This is a genomic window from Escherichia sp. WS1152 (assembly GCF_046487665.1).
GTDB classification, from domain to species: Bacteria; Pseudomonadota; Gammaproteobacteria; order Enterobacterales; family Enterobacteriaceae; genus Escherichia; species Escherichia coli.
The window spans coordinates 166,535-186,316 of sequence record NZ_JBJQJA010000009.1 but is presented as its reverse complement, the minus strand read 5'-3'; the positions used below and the strand labels follow the sequence as shown (position 1 = coordinate 186,316).

Genomic DNA, 19,782 nt, shown 5'->3' with positions numbered 1-19,782 from the left:
TACCAATTCTTCGCTTATCTGACCTCTGGTTCACAGTTCCCCAATTAAAACTCACATAAATGTTGCCAATACATAACATTTAGTTAACCATTCATTGTCATTATCCCTACACAACATAATTGGCAGTGCCACTTTTACACAACGTGTGACAAGGAGATGAGCAACAGACTCATTACACGATGTGCGTGGACTCCAGGAGACCTGCAATGAATCTCTGGCAACAAAACTACGATCCCGCCGGGAATATCTGGCTTTCCAGTCTGATAGCATCGCTTCCCATCCTGTTTTTCTTCTTTGCGCTGATTAAGCTCAAACTGAAAGGATACGTCGCCGCCTCATGGACGGTGGCAATCGCCCTTGCCGTGGCTTTGCTGTTCTATAAAATGCCGGTCGCTAACGCGCTGGCCTCGGTGGTTTATGGCTTCTTCTACGGGTTGTGGCCCATCGCGTGGATCATTATTGCAGCAGTGTTCGTCTATAAGATCTCGGTGAAAACCGGGCAGTTTGACATCATTCGCTCGTCTATTCTTTCGATAACCCCAGACCAGCGCCTGCAAATGCTGATCGTCGGTTTCTGTTTCGGCGCGTTCCTCGAAGGAGCTGCAGGCTTTGGCGCACCGGTAGCAATTACCGCCGCATTGCTGGTCGGTCTGGGCTTTAAACCACTGTACGCCGCCGGGCTGTGCCTGATTGTTAACACCGCGCCAGTGGCATTTGGCGCGATGGGCATTCCAATTCTGGTTGCCGGACAGGTAACAGGCATCGACAGCTTTGAGATTGGCCAGATGGTGGGGCGTCAGCTACCGTTTATGACCATTATCGTGCTGTTCTGGATCATGGCGATTATGGACGGCTGGCGCGGTATCAAAGAGACGTGGCCTGCGGTCGTGGTTGCAGGCGGTTCGTTTGCCATCGCACAGTATCTCAGCTCCAACTTCATTGGGCCGGAACTGCCGGACATTATCTCTTCGCTGGTATCGCTGCTCTGCCTGACGCTGTTCCTCAAACGCTGGCAGCCAGTGCGCGTATTCCGTTTTGGTGATTTGGGGGCGTCACAGGTTGATATGACGCTGGCCCACACCGGTTACACTGCGGGTCAGGTGTTACGTGCCTGGACACCGTTCCTGTTCCTGACCGCTACCGTAACACTGTGGAGTATCCCGCCGTTTAAAGCCCTGTTCGCATCGGGTGGCGCGCTGTATGAGTGGGTGATCAATATTCCGGTGCCGTACCTCGATAAACTGGTTGCCCGTATGCCGCCAGTAGTCAGCGAGGCTACAGCCTATGCCGCCGTGTTTAAGTTCGACTGGTTCTCTGCCACTGGCACCGCCATTCTGTTTGCTGCGCTGCTCTCGGTTGTCTGGCTGAAGATGAAACCGTCTGACGCTATCAGCACCTTCGGCAGCACGCTGAAAGAACTGGCTCTGCCCATCTACTCCATCGGTATGGTGCTGGCATTCGCCTTTATTTCGAACTATTCCGGACTGTCATCAACACTGGCGCTGGCACTGGCGCACACCGGTCATGCATTCACCTTCTTCTCGCCGTTCCTCGGCTGGCTGGGGGTATTCCTGACTGGGTCGGATACCTCATCTAACGCCCTGTTCGCCGCGCTGCAAGCCACCGCAGCACAACAAATTGGCGTCTCTGATCTGTTGCTGGTTGCCGCCAATACCACCGGTGGCGTCACCGGTAAAATGATCTCCCCGCAATCTATCGCTATCGCCTGTGCGGCGGTAGGCCTGGTGGGCAAAGAGTCTGATTTGTTCCGCTTTACTGTCAAACACAGCCTGATCTTCACCTGTATGGTGGGCGTGATCACCACGCTTCAGGCCTATGTCTTAACGTGGATGATTCCTTAATGATTGTTTTACCCAGACGCCTGTCAGACGAGGTTGCCGATCGTGTGCGGGCGCTGATTGATGAAAAAAACCTGGAAGCGGGCATGAAGTTGCCCGCTGAACGTCAACTGGCGATGCAACTCGGCGTATCGCGTAATTCACTGCGCGAGGCGCTGGCAAAACTGGTGAGCGAAGGCGTGCTGCTCAGTCGACGCGGCGGCGGGACGTTTATTCGCTGGCGTCATGACACATGGTCGGAGCAAAACATCGTCCAGCCGCTAAAAACGCTGATGGCCGATGATCCGGATTACAGTTTCGATATTCTGGAAGCCCGCTACGCCATTGAAGCCAGCACCGCATGGCATGCGGCAATGCGCGCCACACCTGGCGACAAAGAAAAGATTCAGCTTTGCTTTGAAGCAACGCTAAGTGAAGACCCGGATATCGCCTCACAAGCGGACGTTCGTTTTCATCTAGCGATTGCCGAAGCCTCACATAACATCGTGCTGCTGCAAACCATGCGCGGTTTCTTCGATGTCCTGCAATCCTCAGTGAAGCATAGCCGTCAGCGGATGTATCTGGTGCCACCGGTTTTTTCACAACTGACCGAACAACATCAGGCTGTCATTGACGCCATTTTTGCTGGTGATGCCGACGGGGCGCGTAAAGCAATGATGGCGCACCTTAGTTTTGTTCACACCACCATGAAACGATTCGATGAAGATCAGGCTCGCCACGCACGGATTACCCGCCTGCCCGGTGAGCATAATGAGCATTCGAGGGAGAAAAACGCATGATTATTTCCGCAGCCAGCGATTATCGCGCCGCAGCGCAACGCATTCTGCCGCCGTTCCTGTTCCACTATATGGATGGGGGTGCATATTCTGAATACACGCTGCGCCGCAACGTGGAAGATTTGTCAGAAGTGGCGCTGCGCCAGCGTATTCTGAAAAACATGTCCGACTTAAGCCTGGAAACGACGCTGTTTAATGAGAAATTGTCGATGCCGGTGGCGCTAGGTCCGGTAGGTTTGTGTGGCATGTATGCGCGACGCGGCGAAGTTCAGGCAGCCAAAGCGGCGGATGCGCATGGCATTCCGTTTACTCTCTCGACGGTTTCCGTTTGCCCGATTGAAGAAGTCGCGCCAGCCATCAAGCGCCCAATGTGGTTCCAGCTTTATGTACTGCGCGATCGCGGCTTTATGCGTAACGCGCTGGAGCGAGCAAAAGCAGCGGGTTGTTCGACGCTGGTTTTCACCGTGGATATGCCGACACCGGGAGCGCGTTATCGTGATGCGCATTCTGGAATGAGCGGCCCGAACGCGGCAATGCGCCGCTATTTGCAGGCGGTGACGCATCCGCAATGGGCGTGGGATGTGGGCCTGAACGGTCGTCCGCATGATTTAGGAAATATTTCGGCTTACCTCGGCAAACCGACCGGACTGGAAGATTACATCGGCTGGCTGGGGAATAACTTCGATCCGTCCATCTCATGGAAAGACCTTGAGTGGATCCGCGATTTCTGGGATGGCCCGATGGTGATCAAAGGGATCCTCGATCCGGAAGATGCGCGCGATGCAGTACGTTTTGGTGCTGATGGGATTGTAGTTTCTAACCACGGTGGCCGCCAGCTGGACGGTGTACTCTCTTCCGCTCGTGCGTTGCCCGCTATTGCAGATGCGGTGAAAGGTGATATAGCCATTCTGGCGGATAGCGGAATTCGTAACGGGCTTGATGTCGTGCGTATGATTGCGCTCGGTGCCGACACCGTACTGCTGGGTCGTGCTTTCCTGTATGCGCTGGCAACAGCGGGCCAGGCGGGTGTAGCTAACCTGCTAAATCTGATCGAAAAAGAGATGAAAGTGGCGATGACGCTGACTGGCGCGAAATCGATCAGCGAAATTACGCAAGATTCGCTGGTGCAGGGGCTGGGTAAAGAGTTGCCTGCGGCACTGGCTCCCATGGCGAAAGGGAATGCGGCATAGTCGTTTGCGCCCCCTCCCCCTAACCCTCTCCCTCAGGGAGCTGTCTCTTGATCAGATCTCCTGATCAAGAGACAGGGGGAGGGCCGGGGTGAGGGGAAAAGGCCGCACGGTTCACCAATTTTCTGCTATCCTGCCCCCGCACTAAGGGGGCAGTATGCTAAACATCGTACTTTACGAACCAGAAATTCCGCCAAATACTGGCAACATCATCCGTCTTTGCGCTAATACCGGCTTTCGTCTGCATATCATCGAACCGATGGGATTTGCCTGGGACGATAAGCGCCTGCGCCGCGCGGGGCTGGACTATCACGAGTTTACCGCCGTTACGCGTCATCATGACTACAGCGCGTTCCTCGAAGCAGAAAATCCCCAGCGCCTGTTTGCCCTCACCACGAAAGGTACGCCTGCTCACAGCGCCGTAAGCTATCAGGATGGCGATTATCTGATGTTCGGCCCGGAAACACGCGGCCTGCCAGCGAGCATTCTTGATGCCCTGCCCGCTGAACAAAAAATTCGCATTCCGATGGTGCCAGACAGCCGCAGCATGAACCTGTCCAATGCGGTGTCGGTAGTGGTGTATGAAGCCTGGCGGCAGCTGGGATATCCGGGAGCGGTGTTGAGAGATTAGTTACGCCATGCCGGATAGATGATTACATCGCATCCGGCACGATCACAGGACATCAGATCCCATCCCCATACTCAAATGTATGGTTAATACCGTTGAAATGCTGGTCCATATCCATTGATGGCTTATCGCTGTCTGGTTTACCGACAATGCGTGCCGGAACGCCAGCGGCGGTGGTATGCGGCGGCACCGGTTGCAGCACCACGGAACCTGCGCCAATCTTCGCGCCGCGACCAACTTCAATATTGCCGAGAATCTTCGCGCCCGCGCCAATCATCACGCCTTCACGAATTTTCGGGTGACGGTCGCCGCTAGTTTTCCCAGTACCGCCAAGGGTGACGGATTGCAGAATCGACACGTCGTTTTCAATCACCGCCGTTTCACCCACAACGATACCCGTGGCGTGGTCAAGCATGATACCGCGACCAATTTTTGCTGCCGGGTGAATATCAACCTGGAACGTCACAGAAACCTGGTTTTGCAGAAAGATTGCCAGTGCGCGACGCCCCTGATTCCACAACCAGTGACCGATGCGATAGGCCTGCAAGGCATGAAAACCCTTCAGGTATAACAACGGGGTTGAGTATTTATCGACTGCCGGGTCGCGGGTACGCACCGCCTGAATATCACAGGCCGCAGAGGCGATCATTTCCGGGTCAGCGGCGTAGGCTTCTTCCACCACTTCACGGATAGCAATAGCAGGCATAATTGGCGATGACAGCTTGTTCGCCAGCATGTAGCTCAGTGCACTGCCAAGGTTTTCGTGCTTGAGTAGCGTCGCGTGGTAAAAACTGGCCAGCATTGGCTCACAGTCCGCCAGCGTTCTGGCTTCGGCTTTAATATTGTTCCAGACAATTTCCAGTTCTTCACACGACATTGCTTACTCCACACGATGAGATAATGACCGGCCCGTTCTGCGCGGGCCGGGTCATAGCGGTAACAAAGGTTCCCTGGGGTTAGTGGCTGCTGCGCTCGTCCTTGCGTGCACGACCTAATAACGTCAATGCTGCCTCGCGCGCGTTTTTTCCGCAATATAATACTTGATAAATTTCCTCGGTTATTGGCATTTCAACGCCGAAGCGATGCGCCAGTTCGCGGACTTCTTTCGTATTGCGGTAGCCTTCCACCACCTGACCAATCTTCTCCTGCGCGCTTTGTACATCCATGCCCTGACCGAGCATCATGCCAAAACGGCGGTTACGCGACTGGTTGTCGGTACAGGTAAGCACCAGATCGCCCAGCCCCGCCATGCCCATAAAGGTGGCAGGATCGGCACCCAGCGCCGCGCCAAGACGCGACATTTCAGCCAGGCCACGGGTGATTAGCGCCGTACGCGCATTCGCGCCAAAACCGATACCGTCGGACATCCCCGCGCCAATGGCAATGACGTTTTTCACCGCACCGCCAAGCTGCACGCCAATGAAATCCGGGTTACTATAAACGCGGAAACTTTTGCCACAGTGCAGCAACTGCTGAAGATCATCAGCAAAAGTTTGGTCGGTCGAGGCCAGCGAAATGGCTGTCGGTAAACCTGCCGCCAGTTCTTTCGCAAACGTTGGGCCAGAAATAACCGCCAGCGGAATTTGATCGCCTAACGCCTCGCGCGCCACGTCCTGTAACAGACGCCCGGTTTCCGCTTCCAGCCCTTTGGTCGCCCACACCAGACGCGCATCAGGACGCATCAGCGGTTTAATCTGGCGCAGCACTTCACCAAAGACATGGCTGGGTACGACGACGAGAATATTACGGCTGGCTGCCAGCGCAGTGGCGAGATCGCTTTCAAGATGGAGTGTATCGGGAAAAGGCACATCGGGGAGAAACGCGGCGTTACAGCGGTCGCGTTCAAGCGTTGCGATATGTTCAGGGTCATGGCCCCAGAGGACAACCTCGTGGCCATTTCTTGCCAGGGTAATGGCAAGAGCGGTGCCGTACGAGCCGGCACCGATCACAGTCATTGAAGCATTACGTTGGTTCATCAGGCATCCTGATGTTCTTCAGTACCTTCGCCAGCCTGCTGCTGCAAATAGTTCATGAACAGCGCATCGAAGTTAACCGGCGCAAGGTTCAGTTGCGGGAATGTACCGCGGGATACCATGCTGGTGATGCACTCACGAGCATACGGGAACAGAATGTTCGGGCAGTATGCGCCCAGGCAATGTGCCATCTGGGTGCCTTCGATACCCGCAATGGAGAAAATACCGCCCTGCTGAACTTCACACAGGAACGCGGTTTCTTCGCCCAGGGAGGCCGTTACGGTAACACGCAGTACCACTTCGTAAACGTCATCTGCCAGTTGAGTAGATGCCGTATCCAGATCAAGTTTAACTTCTGGCTGCCAATCTTTCTGGAAAACGTGCGGCGCGTTCGGCGCTTCGAAAGAAATATCCTTGGTATAAATACGTTGGATCTGGAAAGTCATTTCGGTGTTGTTTTGTTCTGACATGTGTAGAAAACCCTTAAGTGTTGTCCTTAAATACTGCGCAATGTAATGCCAACGTTCACACGTTATTTCAGCAGGGGATCCAGTCCACCACGTGCATCCAATGCATACAAGTCATCACAGCCGCCAATGTGCTGTGCGTCAATAAAAATCTGGGGAACCGTGGTGCGACCGCTGCGTTTGATCATCTCTTCACGCTTGGCGGCGTTGCCATCGATCGGCAGCTCCTGGAAACTCACGCCCTTGCTGCTCAGCAGTGCTTTTGCACGATGGCAATACGGGCAGGTTTCTTTGGTATAGATTTCAACATTGGCCATAAATTAGCTCCTGTTTTTTTACCCTGAAATTTCATGTTGCAGGGCGGCAGCAAAATGGAGTGTCCCCAGAAGCTTATAACAATAAGTCGCTGGGGGCCTAATTGCAGCTAACGGCCTACATCATGAAAGACGACAGGTAAATTATTTGCCGCGCACCAAAGGCAAGTTTTCGCCAGCCCAGCCAGCGACGCCTTCTTTCAGCACGAATACTTGCGCAAAACCAGCTTTCGTCAGCGCGTTTGCAGGCTCCTGGCATTGCATGCCAGAACCGTCTACCACGATAACCGGTTTGTCTTTGTGCTTCTCAAGCTCACCAACATTGTTGGCTTTGATTTCGCTCGGCAACAGATTAATAGAACCTGCGATATGGCCTTTACGGAAGTCATCACGCTGACGTAAATCCACAACCACAGCGTCTTCTTTGTTGATCAGACGCGTAGCTTCACCACGAGTAATCACCTTCACTTTCGAGGTCAGGCTCTTAAACGTAGTCACAAGAACCGCCACCAGTAACGCGATCCAGGCGATACTCAGTATGGGATGACGGCCAACAAATTGCATAATTTCTTGCATGGGGGGTAACAACTCCCGACGTAGTGATTAAAAAAACCAGGAAAGGAGTATACCTGCGCGGTGCGGCAAATACAGCCAGCGCGTTAACTGGAATGCAATTTTGCGGGGCACGACGAAAAAAAAGCGCAAATCTGGCATCGGCTTGCCGCGAGCGGTCGTATATTTTGATCTTCAGAGGCTATTTTATCGATTCAGCTGTAGTAAAATTACGCAAATTTTGACTCTTGAGTATGAGGTTGTCGCAATGTCGGTTTCTAAAAAACCTATGGTACTGGTGATTCTGGATGGCTATGGCTATCGCGAAGAACAGCAGGATAACGCCATTTTTAGTGCTAAAACCCCGGTAATGGATGCACTGTGGGCCAATCGTCCGCATACCCTGATCGACGCTTCCGGTCTGGAAGTCGGTCTGCCTGACCGTCAGATGGGTAACTCCGAAGTAGGCCACGTTAACCTGGGTGCCGGCCGCATCGTGTATCAGGACCTGACTCGTCTGGACGTTGAAATCAAAAATCGCGCTTTCTTTGCTAATCCAGTGCTGACTGGCGCGGTAGATAAAGCGAAAAACGCAGGCAAAGCGGTACACATTATGGGTCTGCTCTCCGCAGGCGGCGTACACAGCCACGAAGATCACATCATGGCAATGGTAGAACTGGCAGCTGAACGCGGCGCAGAAAAAATCTACCTGCACGCATTCCTTGACGGTCGCGACACACCGCCGCGCAGTGCTGAATCCTCGCTGAAAAAATTTGAAGAGAAATTTGCTGCGCTGGGTAAAGGCCGCGTAGCGTCCATCATTGGTCGTTACTACGCGATGGACCGCGATAACCGTTGGGATCGCGTTGAAAAAGCTTATGACCTGCTGACTCTGGCGCAGGGTGAGTTCCAGGCCGATACCGCCGTTGCTGGTTTGCAGGCTGCTTATGCTCGCGACGAAAACGACGAGTTCGTGAAAGCGACCGTTATTCGTGCAGAAGGTCAGCCAGATGCGGCAATGGAAGACGGCGATGCGCTGATTTTCATGAACTTCCGTGCTGACCGTGCGCGTGAAATCACTCGTGCTTTCGTGAACGCTGATTTCGATGGCTTCGCGCGTAAGAAAGTGGTTAACGTGGATTTCGTGATGCTGACCGAATACGCCGCTGACATCAAAACTGCGGTTGCTTACCCACCCGCTTCCCTGGTTAACACCTTCGGCGAGTGGATGGCGAAAAACGACAAAACTCAGCTGCGAATTTCCGAAACCGAAAAATATGCCCACGTCACTTTCTTCTTTAACGGTGGTGTAGAAGAGTCGTTCAAAGGCGAAGACCGCATTCTGATCAACTCACCGAAAGTGGCAACTTACGATCTGCAACCGGAAATGAGCTCCGCAGAGCTGACCGAAAAACTGGTTGCGGCAATCAAGAGCGGCAAATACGACACCATCATCTGTAACTACCCGAACGGTGACATGGTAGGTCACACCGGGGTGATGGAAGCAGCAGTTAAAGCCGTTGAAGCGCTGGATCACTGCGTGGATGAAGTTGCGAAAGCGGTTGAGTCTGTAGGTGGACAACTGCTGATCACCGCTGACCACGGTAACGCTGAACAGATGCGCGATCCGGCAACGGGTCAGGCGCACACAGCACACACCAACCTGCCAGTTCCGCTGATTTACGTTGGTGATAAGAACGTGAAAGCGGTTGAAGGCGGCAAACTTTCTGACATCGCGCCGACCATGTTGTCGCTGATGGGTATGGAAATCCCGCAAGAGATGACTGGTAAGCCGCTGTTCATCGTGGAATAATCCCTCCCCATGAGGGGAAAGGCGATTAATACCATGACACGGGCCGTGAAACCGCGCAGGTTTGCAATCAGGCCCATCATCTACGCCAGCGTTCTTAGCGCTGGCGTATTGTTGTGCGCCTTTTCCGCCCACGCGGATGAGCGTGACCAACTCAAATCTATTCAGGCCGATATCGCCGCGAAAGAGCGCGCGGTACGCCAAAAGCAACAACAACGCGCAAGCCTGCTCGCACAATTGAAAAAGCAGGAAGAAGCGATCTCTGAAGCCACCCGTAAGCTGCGCGAAACGCAAAACACGCTCAATCAACTCAATAAACAGATTGATGAGATGAACGCGTCGATTGCCAAACTGGAGCAGCAAAAAGCCGCCCAGGAGCGCAGCCTCGCCGCACAACTGGATGCCGCATTCCGTCAGGGCGAGCATACCGGTATTCAGCTGATTCTCAGCGGTGAAGAAAGCCAGCGTGGACAGCGTTTACAGGCTTATTTCGGCTATCTCAACCAGGCGCGACAAGAAACCATTGCCCAGTTGAAGCAAACGCGTGAAGAAGTCGCCATGCAGCGTGCTGAACTGGAAGAGAAACAGAGCGAGCAACAAACGCTGTTATATGAGCAGCGCGCCCAACAGGCGAAACTGACTCAGGCGCTGAACGAGCGTAAAAAGACGCTGGCAGGGCTGGAGTCTTCCATCCAGCAAGGTCAGCAACAGTTGAGCGAGCTGCGCGCCAACGAATCCCGTCTGCGTAACAGCATTGCCCGTGCGGAAGCCGCGGCGAAAGCGCGTGCAGAACGAGAAGCACGTGAGGCCCAGGCGGTTCGCGACCGCCAGAAAGAAGCGACGCGTAAAGGCACCACCTACAAACCGACTGAAAGCGAAAAATCGCTGATGTCCCGTACCGGTGGTCTGGGCGCGCCGCGTGGTCAGGCATTCTGGCCGGTTCGCGGGCCGACGCTGCATCGCTATGGCGAACAGCTACAGGGTGAATTACGCTGGAAAGGGATGGTGATTGGTGCCTCTGAAGGTACTGAAGTTAAAGCGATTGCCGACGGTCGGGTGATTCTGGCTGACTGGCTGCAAGGCTACGGTCTGGTGGTGGTGGTTGAGCATGGTAAAGGCGACATGAGTCTTTACGGCTATAATCAGAGCGCACTGGTGAGCGTTGGTTCGCAGGTTCGCGCGGGCCAGCCAATTGCACTGGTGGGCAGCAGTGGCGGTCAGGGTCGGCCTTCACTCTATTTCGAAATTCGCCGCCAGGGTCAGGCGGTCAATCCACAGCCGTGGTTGGGAAGATAAGTTTTGTTTCCATTTCGTCGTAACGTTCTTGCATTTGCCGCTCTGTTGGCGCTCTCCTCCCCCGTACTTGCTGGCAAACTTGCCATCGTCATTGATGATTTTGGGTATCGCCCGCACAACGAAAACCAGGTGCTGGCGATGCCTTCCGCTATCTCCGTCGCTGTATTACCCGATTCACCGCACGCCAGAGAGATGGCGACCAAAGCGCATAACAGCGGCCACGAAGTGTTGATTCATCTGCCAATGGCACCATTGAGTAAACAGCCGCTGGAGAAAAATACGCTACGCCCGGAGATGAGCAGCGACGAAATTGAGCGCATTATTCGTAGTGCGGTCAATAACGTGCCCTATGCCGTGGGGATCAACAACCACATGGGCAGCAAGATGACCTCTAACCTGTTTGGTATGCAGAAAGTGATGCAGGCGCTGGAGCGTTACAATCTTTACTTCCTCGACAGCGTAACCATTGGTAATACCCAGGCGATGCGCGCCGCGCAAGGCACTGGCGTGAAGGTTATTAAACGGAAGGTGTTCCTCGACGATTCACAGAACGAAGCGGACATCCGTGTGCAGTTCAATCGCGCAATTGATCTGGCGCGTCGCAACGGTTCAACCATTGCCATTGGGCATCCTCACCCTTCAACGGTACGCGTGCTACAACAGATGGTTTATAACCTGCCGCCAGACATTACGCTGGTGAAAGCCAGCAGCTTGCTGAATGAACCGCAGGTTGATACGTCTACACCGCCGAAAAACACTGTGCCCGACACACCGCGTAATCCGTTCCGTGGCGTGAAGCTGTGCAAACCGAAGAAACCGATAGAACCTGTTTATGCTAATCGCTTCTTTGAAGTATTAAGCGAAAGCATCAGCCAGAGCACGCTGATCGTTTACTTCCAGCATCAGTGGCAAGGCTGGGGCAAACAGCCCGAAGCGGCGAAACTTAACGCTAGCGCAAATTAAAGGCGCTACGCGTAATGCGATGGTGCGACCGCGTTTTGTCGCGCCATTGCCATAAGCGGAAAGACCACAGTAACGCCTGGTAACCCACCTTCACGCTGCGCACATTGGTAATCAGGCGCTTATACATACCGGAAGTAAATATCTCGGCAATCATCCGTTGGCGGGTAAGAATATCCGGCTCTTTGCGCACCGCATGGCAAACACGCAATGCTTCGTAAGTTATTTGCTGATGAAATTCCGGATAAATCGTAATTTTGTCGGCATAATTTCGATTTAATTTCTCCAGCAGGCGGGTAATCTTAATATAGTGACGTTGATAATTAAGGTTTTTATTCCCTTGTCTATGCAACCGACTCACTGACGTATTATGCAGATAATATTTATATAATGATTGCTCGGTATATCGCGCACGCAGCGCATTAAACATGAATTCTGTTGTCCAGACAATATCCTGATGATGTAATCCGGCAATAAATTTAATGTTATTTTTAACAATAACATCGCGGCGATAAACCCCCATCCAGACAACGTGAGTCCAACGGCGCGAAGAAAGCCCCATCCGCAGCCAGTCCGGGCCGGTTAATACACCGGTTGAGCGAAGGCGATCGCTGGGGATGGATTGCCAGGTTTCTCCCGTTTCACGAAAACACCAGTCAGCGTTGCACTGCGCCACGTCGAGGTCGTCCTCTAACGCCATGGTCATCAGCGTTTCGTACATGGTGGGATAGACTTCATCGTCAGCATCGACAAAAGCGACATATTTGCCCGTTGCCACTTCAATCCCACGATTACGCGCCACCGATGCGCCAGCATTCGCCTGATGCAACAAACGAACGTGCGGATAGTTTTCTGCGTAATGCTTTGCTATTTCAACAGAATTATCCGTTGAACCATCGTTAATAATAATGATTTCCAGAGCAGTCCAGGTTTGCGTAATTAAAGATTCCATACAAGTGCGAAAATCATCGCCCGCATTATATAACGGAATAATAACACTAAGTTTATTGGTGCTGTTCATCATAAATTACCGACGACCTCTGAAGTTATCCTGACGTTTTACAGGCTTTGTATTAAGAAACTATTAAGCCTGTGAGATATTATTTTTACAGGTGAGAGAGTCACTTCAGGGTAGAGAGATAATGAGAGCAGCTATATAAGAGATCAGCGCAATTACGATATCTTTATTACACTGACAGGATTTTACATATTTAACGGATTATCCTCAGATAAAAGGGCTGGAATACCAGCCCTTGTTCGTGTTAATCCCAGCTCAGAATAACTTTCCCGGACTGGCCCGAACGCATAGCGTCAAAGCCCTTCTGGAAATCATCGATAGAGAAACGATGGGTAATGATCGGCGAGAGATCGAGGCCAGACTGAATCAGCGCCGCCATCTTGTACCAGGTTTCAAACATCTCACGACCGTAAATGCCTTTAATGAACAAGCCCTTAAAGATCACTTTTGTCCAGTCTATCGACATGTCAGAAGGTGGAATACCCAGCATCGCAATACGACCGCCGTGGTTCATGGTGTCGAGCATGGTACGAAACGCTGGCGGCGCACCGGACATTTCCAGACCGACATCAAAGCCTTCGGTCATCCCCAGTTCTGCCATCACATCATTAAGGTTTTCTTTAGCGACGTTGACCGCACGGGTGATACCCATTTTGCGCGCCAGTTCGAGACGATATTCATTAACATCAGTGATCACCACATTGCGTGCACCAACGTGTTTCGCCACCGCCGCAGCCATAATACCTATCGGACCTGCACCAGAGACCAGCACATCCTCGCCAACCAGATCGAACGACAGCGCGGTATGCACGGCGTTACCGAAGGGATCAAAAATGGAAGCCAGGTCGTCGGAGATATTGTCTGGGATTTTGAAGGCGTTGAACGCCGGGATCACCAGATATTCGGCGAAGCAGCCCGGACGGTTAACGCCGACGCCGATCGTGTTGCGGCACAGATGGGTACGACCGCCACGACAGTTGCGACAGTGACCGCAAGTGATATGGCCTTCGCCAGAAACGCGATCGCCAATCTTGAAGCCTTTCACTTCCTGACCAATACCTACCACTTCACCGACATATTCATGGCCCACGACCATCGGCACCGGGATGGTTTTTTGCGACCACTCATCCCAGTTATAGATGTGAACGTCAGTCCCGCAGATGGCTGTTTTACGGATTTTAATCAGCAGATCGTTATGCCCGAGTTCCGGTACAGGAACGTCGGTCATCCAGATGCCCTCTTCCGCTTTCAGTTTGGATAACGCTTTCATCTCACATCCTCAGGCAATAACGCCCAGTTGTTTACCAATACGCGTGAATGCTTCTACTGCACGCGTAATTTGCTCAGGGGTATGCGCCGCAGACATCTGGGTACGAATACGCGCCTGACCTTTCGGAACGACCGGATAGAAGAAACCGGTGACGTAAATGCCCTCTTTTTGCAGCTCACGGGCAAATTTCTGCGCCACTACCGCATCACCAAGCATGACCGGAATAATGGCGTGATCGGCTCCCGCCAGGGTAAAGCCCGCCGCCGACATTTGCTCACGGAACTGACGCGCGTTCGCCCACAGACGGTCACGCAGCTCGCTACCCGCTTCAACCATCTCCAGTACTTTGATGGATGCGGCAACAATGGCCGGTGCCAGCGAGTTGGAGAACAGATACGGACGAGAACGCTGGCGCAGCCACTCAACCACTTCTTTGCGCGCCGCAGTATAACCACCAGAAGCCCCGCCCAGCGCTTTACCAAGCGTACCGGTGATAATATCGACCCGGCCCATCACATCGCAGTATTCATGGGAACCACGACCATTTTCACCGACAAAACCGACCGCGTGGGAGTCGTCTACCATCACCAGGGCATCGTATTTATCTGCCAGATCGCAAACGCCCTTCAGATTGGCAATCACGCCGTCCATCGAGAACACACCATCGGTGGCAATCAGCACATGACGCGCACCGGCTTCACGCGCTTCTTTCAGACGAGCTTCAAGCTCCTGCATATCGTTGTTGGCATAGCGATAGCGTTTAGCTTTACACAGACGCACACCATCAATAATAGACGCGTGGTTCAGTGCGTCGGAGATAATGGCGTCTTCCGCGCCCAGCAGCGTTTCAAACAGGCCACCGTTAGCATCAAAGCAGGAAGAGTAGAGAATCGCATCTTCCATCCCCAGGAATGCCGCCAGTTTTTGTTCAAGCTCTTTATGGCTGTCCTGAGTGCCGCAAATAAAACGCACCGAAGCCATGCCGAAACCGTGAGAATCCATTCCCGCCTTTGCCGCCGCAATCAGATCCGGATGATTCGCCAGCCCGAGATAGTTATTGGCACAAAAGTTAATGACGTGGCTTCCATCAGCCACAGTGATATCTGCTTGCTGCGCAGACGTAATAATGCGCTCTTCTTTAAACAACCCTTCCGCCCGTGCGGTTTCCAGATCGTTGGTTAACTGCTGATAAAATTCTCCACGCATTGCGATTCTCCAGACAGGGCAAATTCCAGCACATATTACCCAAACTTATAGGTCGCGACGAGATGACGCGTTAACACTTCTGCAAAATTCAGGATAAATAACGTCCATCAATCTCACTTTTGGCGAATGGCTGAAGCCAACGCCGTGTAGTGATATGATAGAAGTATTCGTGTCTGAGATTGTCTCTGACTCCATAATTCGAAGGTTACAGTTATGATCATCGTTACCGGCGGCGCGGGCTTTATCGGCAGCAACATCGTTAAGGCCCTGAATGATAAAGGCATCACCGATATTCTGGTGGTGGACAACCTGAAAGACGGCACCAAGTTTGTGAACCTGGTGGATCTGGATATCGCGGACTATATGGATAAGGAAGACTTCCTGATCCAGATTATGGCTGGCGAAGAGTTCGGCGATGTCGAAGCGATTTTCCACGAAGGCGCATGCTCTTCCACCACCGAGTGGGATGGCAAGTATATGATGGATAACAACTATCAATACTCCAAAGAGCTGCTGCACTACTGTCTGGAGCGCGAAATCCCGTTCCTGTATGCATCTTCCGCGGCCACCTACGGCGGACGCACCTCCGACTTTATTGAATCCCGCGAGTACGAAAAACCGTTGAACGTCTACGGTTACTCAAAATTCCTGTTTGATGAATATGTTCGTCAAATCCTGCCTGAAGCGAACTCGCAGATTGTTGGCTTCCGTTATTTCAACGTTTATGGACCGCGTGAAGGCCATAAAGGCAGCATGGCGAGCGTCGCTTTCCATCTCAACACCCAGCTTAACAACGGTGAATCACCGAAGCTGTTTGAAGGTAGCGAGAACTTCAAACGCGACTTCGTCTATGTGGGCGACGTGGCTGATGTGAATCTGTGGTTCCTGGAAAATGGCGTTTCCGGCATCTTCAATCTCGGTACTGGTCGTGCGGAATCCTTCCAGGCTGTAGCTGATGCTACGCTGGCTTATCACAAGAAAGGCCAGATCGAATACATTCCGTTCCCGGATAAACTGAAAGGCCGCTATCAGGCGTTCACTCAGGCAGATCTGACAAATCTGCGCGCGGCGGGTTACGACAAACCGTTCAAAACCGTTGCTGAAGGTGTAACGGAATACATGGCCTGGCTGAATCGCGACGCATAAGAGCTCTGCATGAAAATACTGGTGATCGGCCCGTCTTGGGTTGGCGACATGATGATGTCGCAAAGTCTCTATCGCACGCTCCAGGCGCGCTATCCCCAGGCGATAATCGATGTGATGGCACCGGCATGGTGCCGTCCATTATTATCGCGGATGCCGGAAGTTAACGAAGCTATTCCTATGCCTCTCGGTCACGGAGCGCTGGAAATCGGCGAACGCCGCAAACTGGGTCATAGTCTGCGTGAAAAGCGCTACGACCGCGCCTACGTCTTACCCAACTCCTTCAAATCTGCATTAGTGCCTTTCTTCGCGGGTATTCCTCATCGCACCGGCTGGCGCGGCGAGATGCGCTACGGTTTACTCAACGATGTACGCGTGCTCGATAAAGAAGCCTGGCCGCTAATGGTGGAACGCTATATAGCGCTGGCCTATGACAAAGGCATTATGCGTACCGCACAAGATCTACCAAAACCGTTGTTATGGCCGCAATTGCAGGTGAGCGAAGGTGAAAAATCATATACCTGTAATCAATTTTCGCTTTCATCAGAACGTCCGATGATTGGTTTTTGCCCGGGTGCGGAGTTTGGTCCGGCAAAACGCTGGCCACACTACCACTATGCGGAGCTGGCAAAGCAGCTGATTGATGAAGGTTATCAGGTGGTTCTGTTTGGCTCGGCGAAAGATCATGAAGCGGGCAATGAGATTCTTGCCGCTTTGAATACCGAGCAGCAGGCATGGTGTCGGAACCTGGCGGGGGAAACACAGCTTGATCAAGCGGTTATCCTGATTGCAGCCTGTAAAGCCATTGTCACTAACGATTCTGGCCTGATGCATGTTGCGGCGGCGCTCAATCGTCCGCTGGTTGCCCTGTATGGTCCGAGTAGCCCGGACTTCACACCGCCGCTATCCCATAAAGCGCGCGTGATCCGTTTGATTACCGGCTATCACAAAGTGCGTAAAGGTGACGCTGCGGAGGGTTATCACCAGAGCTTAATCGACATTACTCCCCAGCGCGTACTGGAAGAACTCAACGCGCTATTGTTACAAGAGGAAGCCTGACGGATGCGGGTTTTGATCGTTAAAACATCGTCGATGGGCGATGTTCTCCATACGTTGCCCGCACTCACTGATGCCCAGCAGGCAATCCCAGGGATTAAGTTTGACTGGGTGGTGGAAGAAGGGTTCGCACAGATTCCTTCCTGGCACGCTGCCGTTGAGCGAGTTATTCCTGTGGCAATACGTCGCTGGCGTAAAGCCTGGTTCTCGGCCCCCATAAAAGCGGAACGCAAAGCGTTTCGTGAAGCGCTACAAGCAGAGAACTATGACGCAGTTATCGACGCTCAGGGGCTGGTAAAAAGCGCGGCGCTGGTGACGCGTCTGGCGCATGGCGTAAAGCATGGCATGGACTGGCAAACCGCTCGCGAACCTTTAGCCAGCCTGTTTTACAATCGTAAGCATCATATTGCAAAACAGCAGCACGCCGTAGAACGCACCCGCGAACTATTTGCCAAAAGTTTGGGCTATAGCAAACCGCAAACCCAGGGCGATTATGCTATCGCACAGCATTTTCTGACGAACCTGCCTACAGATGCTGGCGAATATGCCGTATTTCTTCATGCGACGACCCGTGATGATAAACACTGGCCGGAAGAACACTGGCGAGAATTGATTGGTTTACTGGCTGATTCAGGAATACGGATTAAACTTCCGTGGGGCGCGCCGCATGAGGAAGAACGGGCGAAACGACTGGCGGAAGGATTTGCTTATGTTGAAGTATTGCCGAAGATGAGTCTGGAAGGCGTTGCCCGCGTGCTGGCCGGGGCTAAATTTGTAGTGTCGGTGGATACGGGGTTAAGCCATTTAACGGCGGCACTGGATAGACCCAATATCACGGTTTATGGACCAACCGATCCGGGATTAATTGGCGGATATGGGAAGAATCAGATGGTTTGCAGGGCTCCGCTAAAGAGTTTAAATAATTTAGAAGCAGCGGCTGTTTATAAAGAAATTACATTGATTTAATAAATAGTAAGTGGGCATTATACCCACTTACTTAATCAACGTTTTTATTATTGCGGTTCTTTTTTACTCAAAAACGATATAGACAGGAAGAGGCACACAATCCATGATGCCGGTATTGGTTTAGCATGCGTAATGACATCACTAATGCCAAATAACATAATAGAAGCAGGGAAAACCAAAAGTATATATTTTTTCTCCCGGATACAGTAGTAGATAATTGCAACATAGAACATAATAAGAACAAGAAGACCAATTTTCCCTTTCGTGGAAAGAGCTTCAACAATTTCATTATGCATATGTACATCAAGGAATAATAAAGCTCCACTATAAATATTATTGTCTGCACTTAATGCTTTTATCTTTTCAGCACGCTGCTCAAGAGATTGCCAATTAAAACCATCAGGACTTCCTTTAATTCCTGCGTTAACCATTGCAAAACGTGCTCCGACCGAGGATTGACTGTTATTTTTTGTAGCATATGAAATAACATCAGCTTTTAATGAATTAATTCGCCTCTCAATTTCCTTATTAAATATCAAACCACAAGCAAGTAGCAATATAAAAACACCACTCAATCCTTTAAATAAAAACACTTTTTGATCACGATGCTGAAGAAATAATATGACCATAATCATAAGTGGGAATGTAAAAATTGCCGCACGCGTTCCTGTCATCATCACTGCTGCAAAGCTTAAAGCAAAGTTGGCATAAAATAGAAACCATTTATATTTCGATTGCATTTTGATGAATACAATTGAAGAATATAAAGTAGTGAATGTAATCACATAAGCCGCAATAGTCGCTGCCCCCATCTGACCAATATTCCCATTCATTGCGGAGAGGGGAATGCGGTCTGCATGCAAATATATCCCTTGATAATATGCTCTACATAGCATGATTATTTGAACTAAGATAGCTGAAATAAAATGTAGTTTTTCATTTTGCCTGAATTTATTTTTACTTAGTAATAAAAATGTCAACGAGCTAAATACTAATAGTTTTCCAGACTCAAGGTAGCCTCGATAAGCATTTCTATATACTACATCTTCTGTTTTATAAAATTCATACCATATCAGGTTCATTGCACCCAAAAGAAGTAAACCAAGAATTAATATAATGACATTTTTATTATAATTATGCTTTTTATTTACAATTAATAAGAAAAGAGAAAATGCACCTGTCGCATTAATTATTTTAGTGGTGATATTAAGATCAATTGGCACAAACAACAAACCGATTAAATACAATAAAAAAATAAAATTACAGCTATTATTTCGAAATTGCTCAATTTTTACTTCCAC

19 protein-coding genes are annotated in these 19,782 nt (G+C 51.4%); 10 read left to right on the top strand and 9 right to left on the bottom strand.

The genetic code is table 11. The features are described 5' to 3' along the window. Positions 1–206 precede the first annotated feature (206 nt). The 4 genes from lldP (at position 207) to trmL (ending at position 4,453) form a co-directional block, all read left to right on the top strand. Positions 207–1,862 (top strand): L-lactate permease, encoded by a 1,656-nt coding sequence (gene lldP, locus ACJHW7_RS16045; protein ID WP_001362517.1) that lies wholly within the window; start codon positions 207–209, stop codon positions 1,860–1,862. Then, complete coding sequence (lldR, locus tag ACJHW7_RS16040; RefSeq protein ID WP_000636500.1) at positions 1,862–2,638, top strand: transcriptional regulator LldR; 777 nt, start codon at positions 1,862–1,864, stop codon at positions 2,636–2,638. Before lldP ends, lldR begins: the two co-directional genes overlap by 1 nt. Continuing rightward, positions 2,635–3,825, top strand: coding sequence for a quinone-dependent L-lactate dehydrogenase (lldD, locus tag ACJHW7_RS16035; protein WP_000586976.1), 1,191 nt, complete (start codon positions 2,635–2,637; stop codon positions 3,823–3,825). Before lldR ends, lldD begins: the two co-directional genes overlap by 4 nt. A gap of 154 nt (positions 3,826–3,979) precedes the next feature. Continuing rightward, a complete protein-coding gene (trmL, locus tag ACJHW7_RS16030) occupies positions 3,980–4,453 on the top strand; it encodes a tRNA (uridine(34)/cytosine(34)/5-carboxymethylaminomethyluridine(34)-2'-O)-methyltransferase TrmL (RefSeq protein WP_000932351.1) in 474 nt (157 codons plus the stop codon). A 52-nt stretch (positions 4,454–4,505) separates the two neighbouring features. On the opposite strand, the gene cysE is transcribed toward trmL, so the two are convergent. The 5 genes from cysE to ACJHW7_RS16005 all read right to left on the bottom strand — a co-directional run bounded on the left by cysE (position 4,506) and on the right by ACJHW7_RS16005 (position 7,780). Beyond that, on the bottom strand, positions 4,506–5,327 hold the full coding sequence (cysE, locus tag ACJHW7_RS16025) for a serine O-acetyltransferase (RefSeq protein ID WP_001277565.1): 822 nt from the start codon (positions 5,325–5,327) through the stop codon (positions 4,506–4,508). A gap of 79 nt (positions 5,328–5,406) precedes the next feature. After that, entirely contained in the window at positions 5,407–6,426 is a 1,020-nt protein-coding gene (gpsA, locus tag ACJHW7_RS16020) for an NAD(P)H-dependent glycerol-3-phosphate dehydrogenase (protein WP_001076194.1), read from the bottom strand. Beyond that, positions 6,426–6,893: a protein-export chaperone SecB gene (gene secB / locus ACJHW7_RS16015; RefSeq protein ID WP_000003382.1), complete on the bottom strand. Its 468-nt coding sequence runs from the start codon at positions 6,891–6,893 to the stop codon at positions 6,426–6,428. The genes gpsA and secB overlap by 1 nt, the downstream gene beginning before the upstream one ends. A 62-nt stretch (positions 6,894–6,955) precedes the next feature. Continuing rightward, entirely contained in the window at positions 6,956–7,207 is a 252-nt protein-coding gene (gene grxC, locus ACJHW7_RS16010; RefSeq protein ID WP_000024392.1) for a glutaredoxin 3, read from the bottom strand. Positions 7,208–7,348: 141 nt separating this feature from the next. Next, the gene (locus ACJHW7_RS16005) at positions 7,349–7,780 is read right to left on the bottom strand and encodes a rhodanese-like domain-containing protein (RefSeq protein ID WP_001156181.1); all 432 of its coding nucleotides are present in this window, start codon (positions 7,778–7,780) and stop codon (positions 7,349–7,351) included. Positions 7,781–8,024: 244 nt separating this feature from the next. Here ACJHW7_RS16005 and gpmM point away from each other — a divergent pair, with 244 nt between their 5' ends. The 3 genes from gpmM to ACJHW7_RS15990 are packed head-to-tail and all read left to right on the top strand — an operon-like array spanning position 8,025 to position 11,825. Further along, positions 8,025–9,569, top strand: a complete 1,545-nt coding sequence (gpmM, locus tag ACJHW7_RS16000; RefSeq protein WP_001383646.1) for a 2,3-bisphosphoglycerate-independent phosphoglycerate mutase — start codon at positions 8,025–8,027, stop codon at positions 9,567–9,569. A 33-nt stretch (positions 9,570–9,602) separates the two neighbouring features. Continuing rightward, positions 9,603–10,862 carry a murein hydrolase activator EnvC gene (gene envC, locus ACJHW7_RS15995; RefSeq protein ID WP_000196256.1) on the top strand — a complete coding sequence of 420 codons (1,260 nt, stop codon included), beginning with the start codon at positions 9,603–9,605 and terminating at the stop codon, positions 10,860–10,862. A 3-nt stretch (positions 10,863–10,865) separates the two neighbouring features. Further along, on the top strand, positions 10,866–11,825 hold the full coding sequence (locus ACJHW7_RS15990) for a divergent polysaccharide deacetylase family protein (RefSeq protein ID WP_000483860.1): 960 nt from the start codon (positions 10,866–10,868) through the stop codon (positions 11,823–11,825). Here ACJHW7_RS15990 and waaH read toward each other — a convergent pair. The 3 genes from waaH to kbl form a co-directional block, all read right to left on the bottom strand. Continuing rightward, positions 11,812–12,846: a UDP-glucuronate:LPS(HepIII) glycosyltransferase gene (waaH, locus tag ACJHW7_RS15985; protein WP_000982091.1), complete on the bottom strand. Its 1,035-nt coding sequence runs from the start codon at positions 12,844–12,846 to the stop codon at positions 11,812–11,814. The two genes, ACJHW7_RS15990 and waaH, sit on opposite strands and share 14 nt — an antisense overlap. A 238-nt stretch (positions 12,847–13,084) precedes the next feature. Beyond that, positions 13,085–14,110, bottom strand: a complete 1,026-nt coding sequence (gene tdh, locus ACJHW7_RS15980; protein WP_000646014.1) for an L-threonine 3-dehydrogenase — start codon at positions 14,108–14,110, stop codon at positions 13,085–13,087. Positions 14,111–14,119: 9 nt separating this feature from the next. Then, positions 14,120–15,316: a glycine C-acetyltransferase gene (gene kbl / locus ACJHW7_RS15975; protein WP_001213834.1), complete on the bottom strand. Its 1,197-nt coding sequence runs from the start codon at positions 15,314–15,316 to the stop codon at positions 14,120–14,122. A 213-nt stretch (positions 15,317–15,529) separates the two neighbouring features. Here kbl and rfaD point away from each other — a divergent pair, with 213 nt between their 5' ends. From rfaD to rfaC, 3 genes are read left to right on the top strand one after another with little or no spacing between them, the layout of a single operon-like run. Then, the gene (rfaD, locus tag ACJHW7_RS15970; protein WP_000587750.1) at positions 15,530–16,462 is read left to right on the top strand and encodes an ADP-glyceromanno-heptose 6-epimerase; all 933 of its coding nucleotides are present in this window, start codon (positions 15,530–15,532) and stop codon (positions 16,460–16,462) included. Positions 16,463–16,471: 9 nt separating this feature from the next. Continuing rightward, a complete protein-coding gene (gene rfaF, locus ACJHW7_RS15965; protein WP_021557328.1) occupies positions 16,472–17,518 on the top strand; it encodes an ADP-heptose--LPS heptosyltransferase RfaF in 1,047 nt (348 codons plus the stop codon). Positions 17,519–17,521: 3 nt separating this feature from the next. After that, complete coding sequence (gene rfaC / locus ACJHW7_RS15960) at positions 17,522–18,481, top strand: lipopolysaccharide heptosyltransferase RfaC (RefSeq protein ID WP_001264583.1); 960 nt, start codon at positions 17,522–17,524, stop codon at positions 18,479–18,481. A gap of 47 nt (positions 18,482–18,528) precedes the next feature. Here the strand turns inward: rfaC and ACJHW7_RS15955 are convergent, their stop codons facing one another. Next, the gene (locus ACJHW7_RS15955) at positions 18,529–19,782 is read right to left on the bottom strand and encodes an O-antigen ligase family protein (RefSeq protein WP_000453197.1); all 1,254 of its coding nucleotides are present in this window, start codon (positions 19,780–19,782) and stop codon (positions 18,529–18,531) included.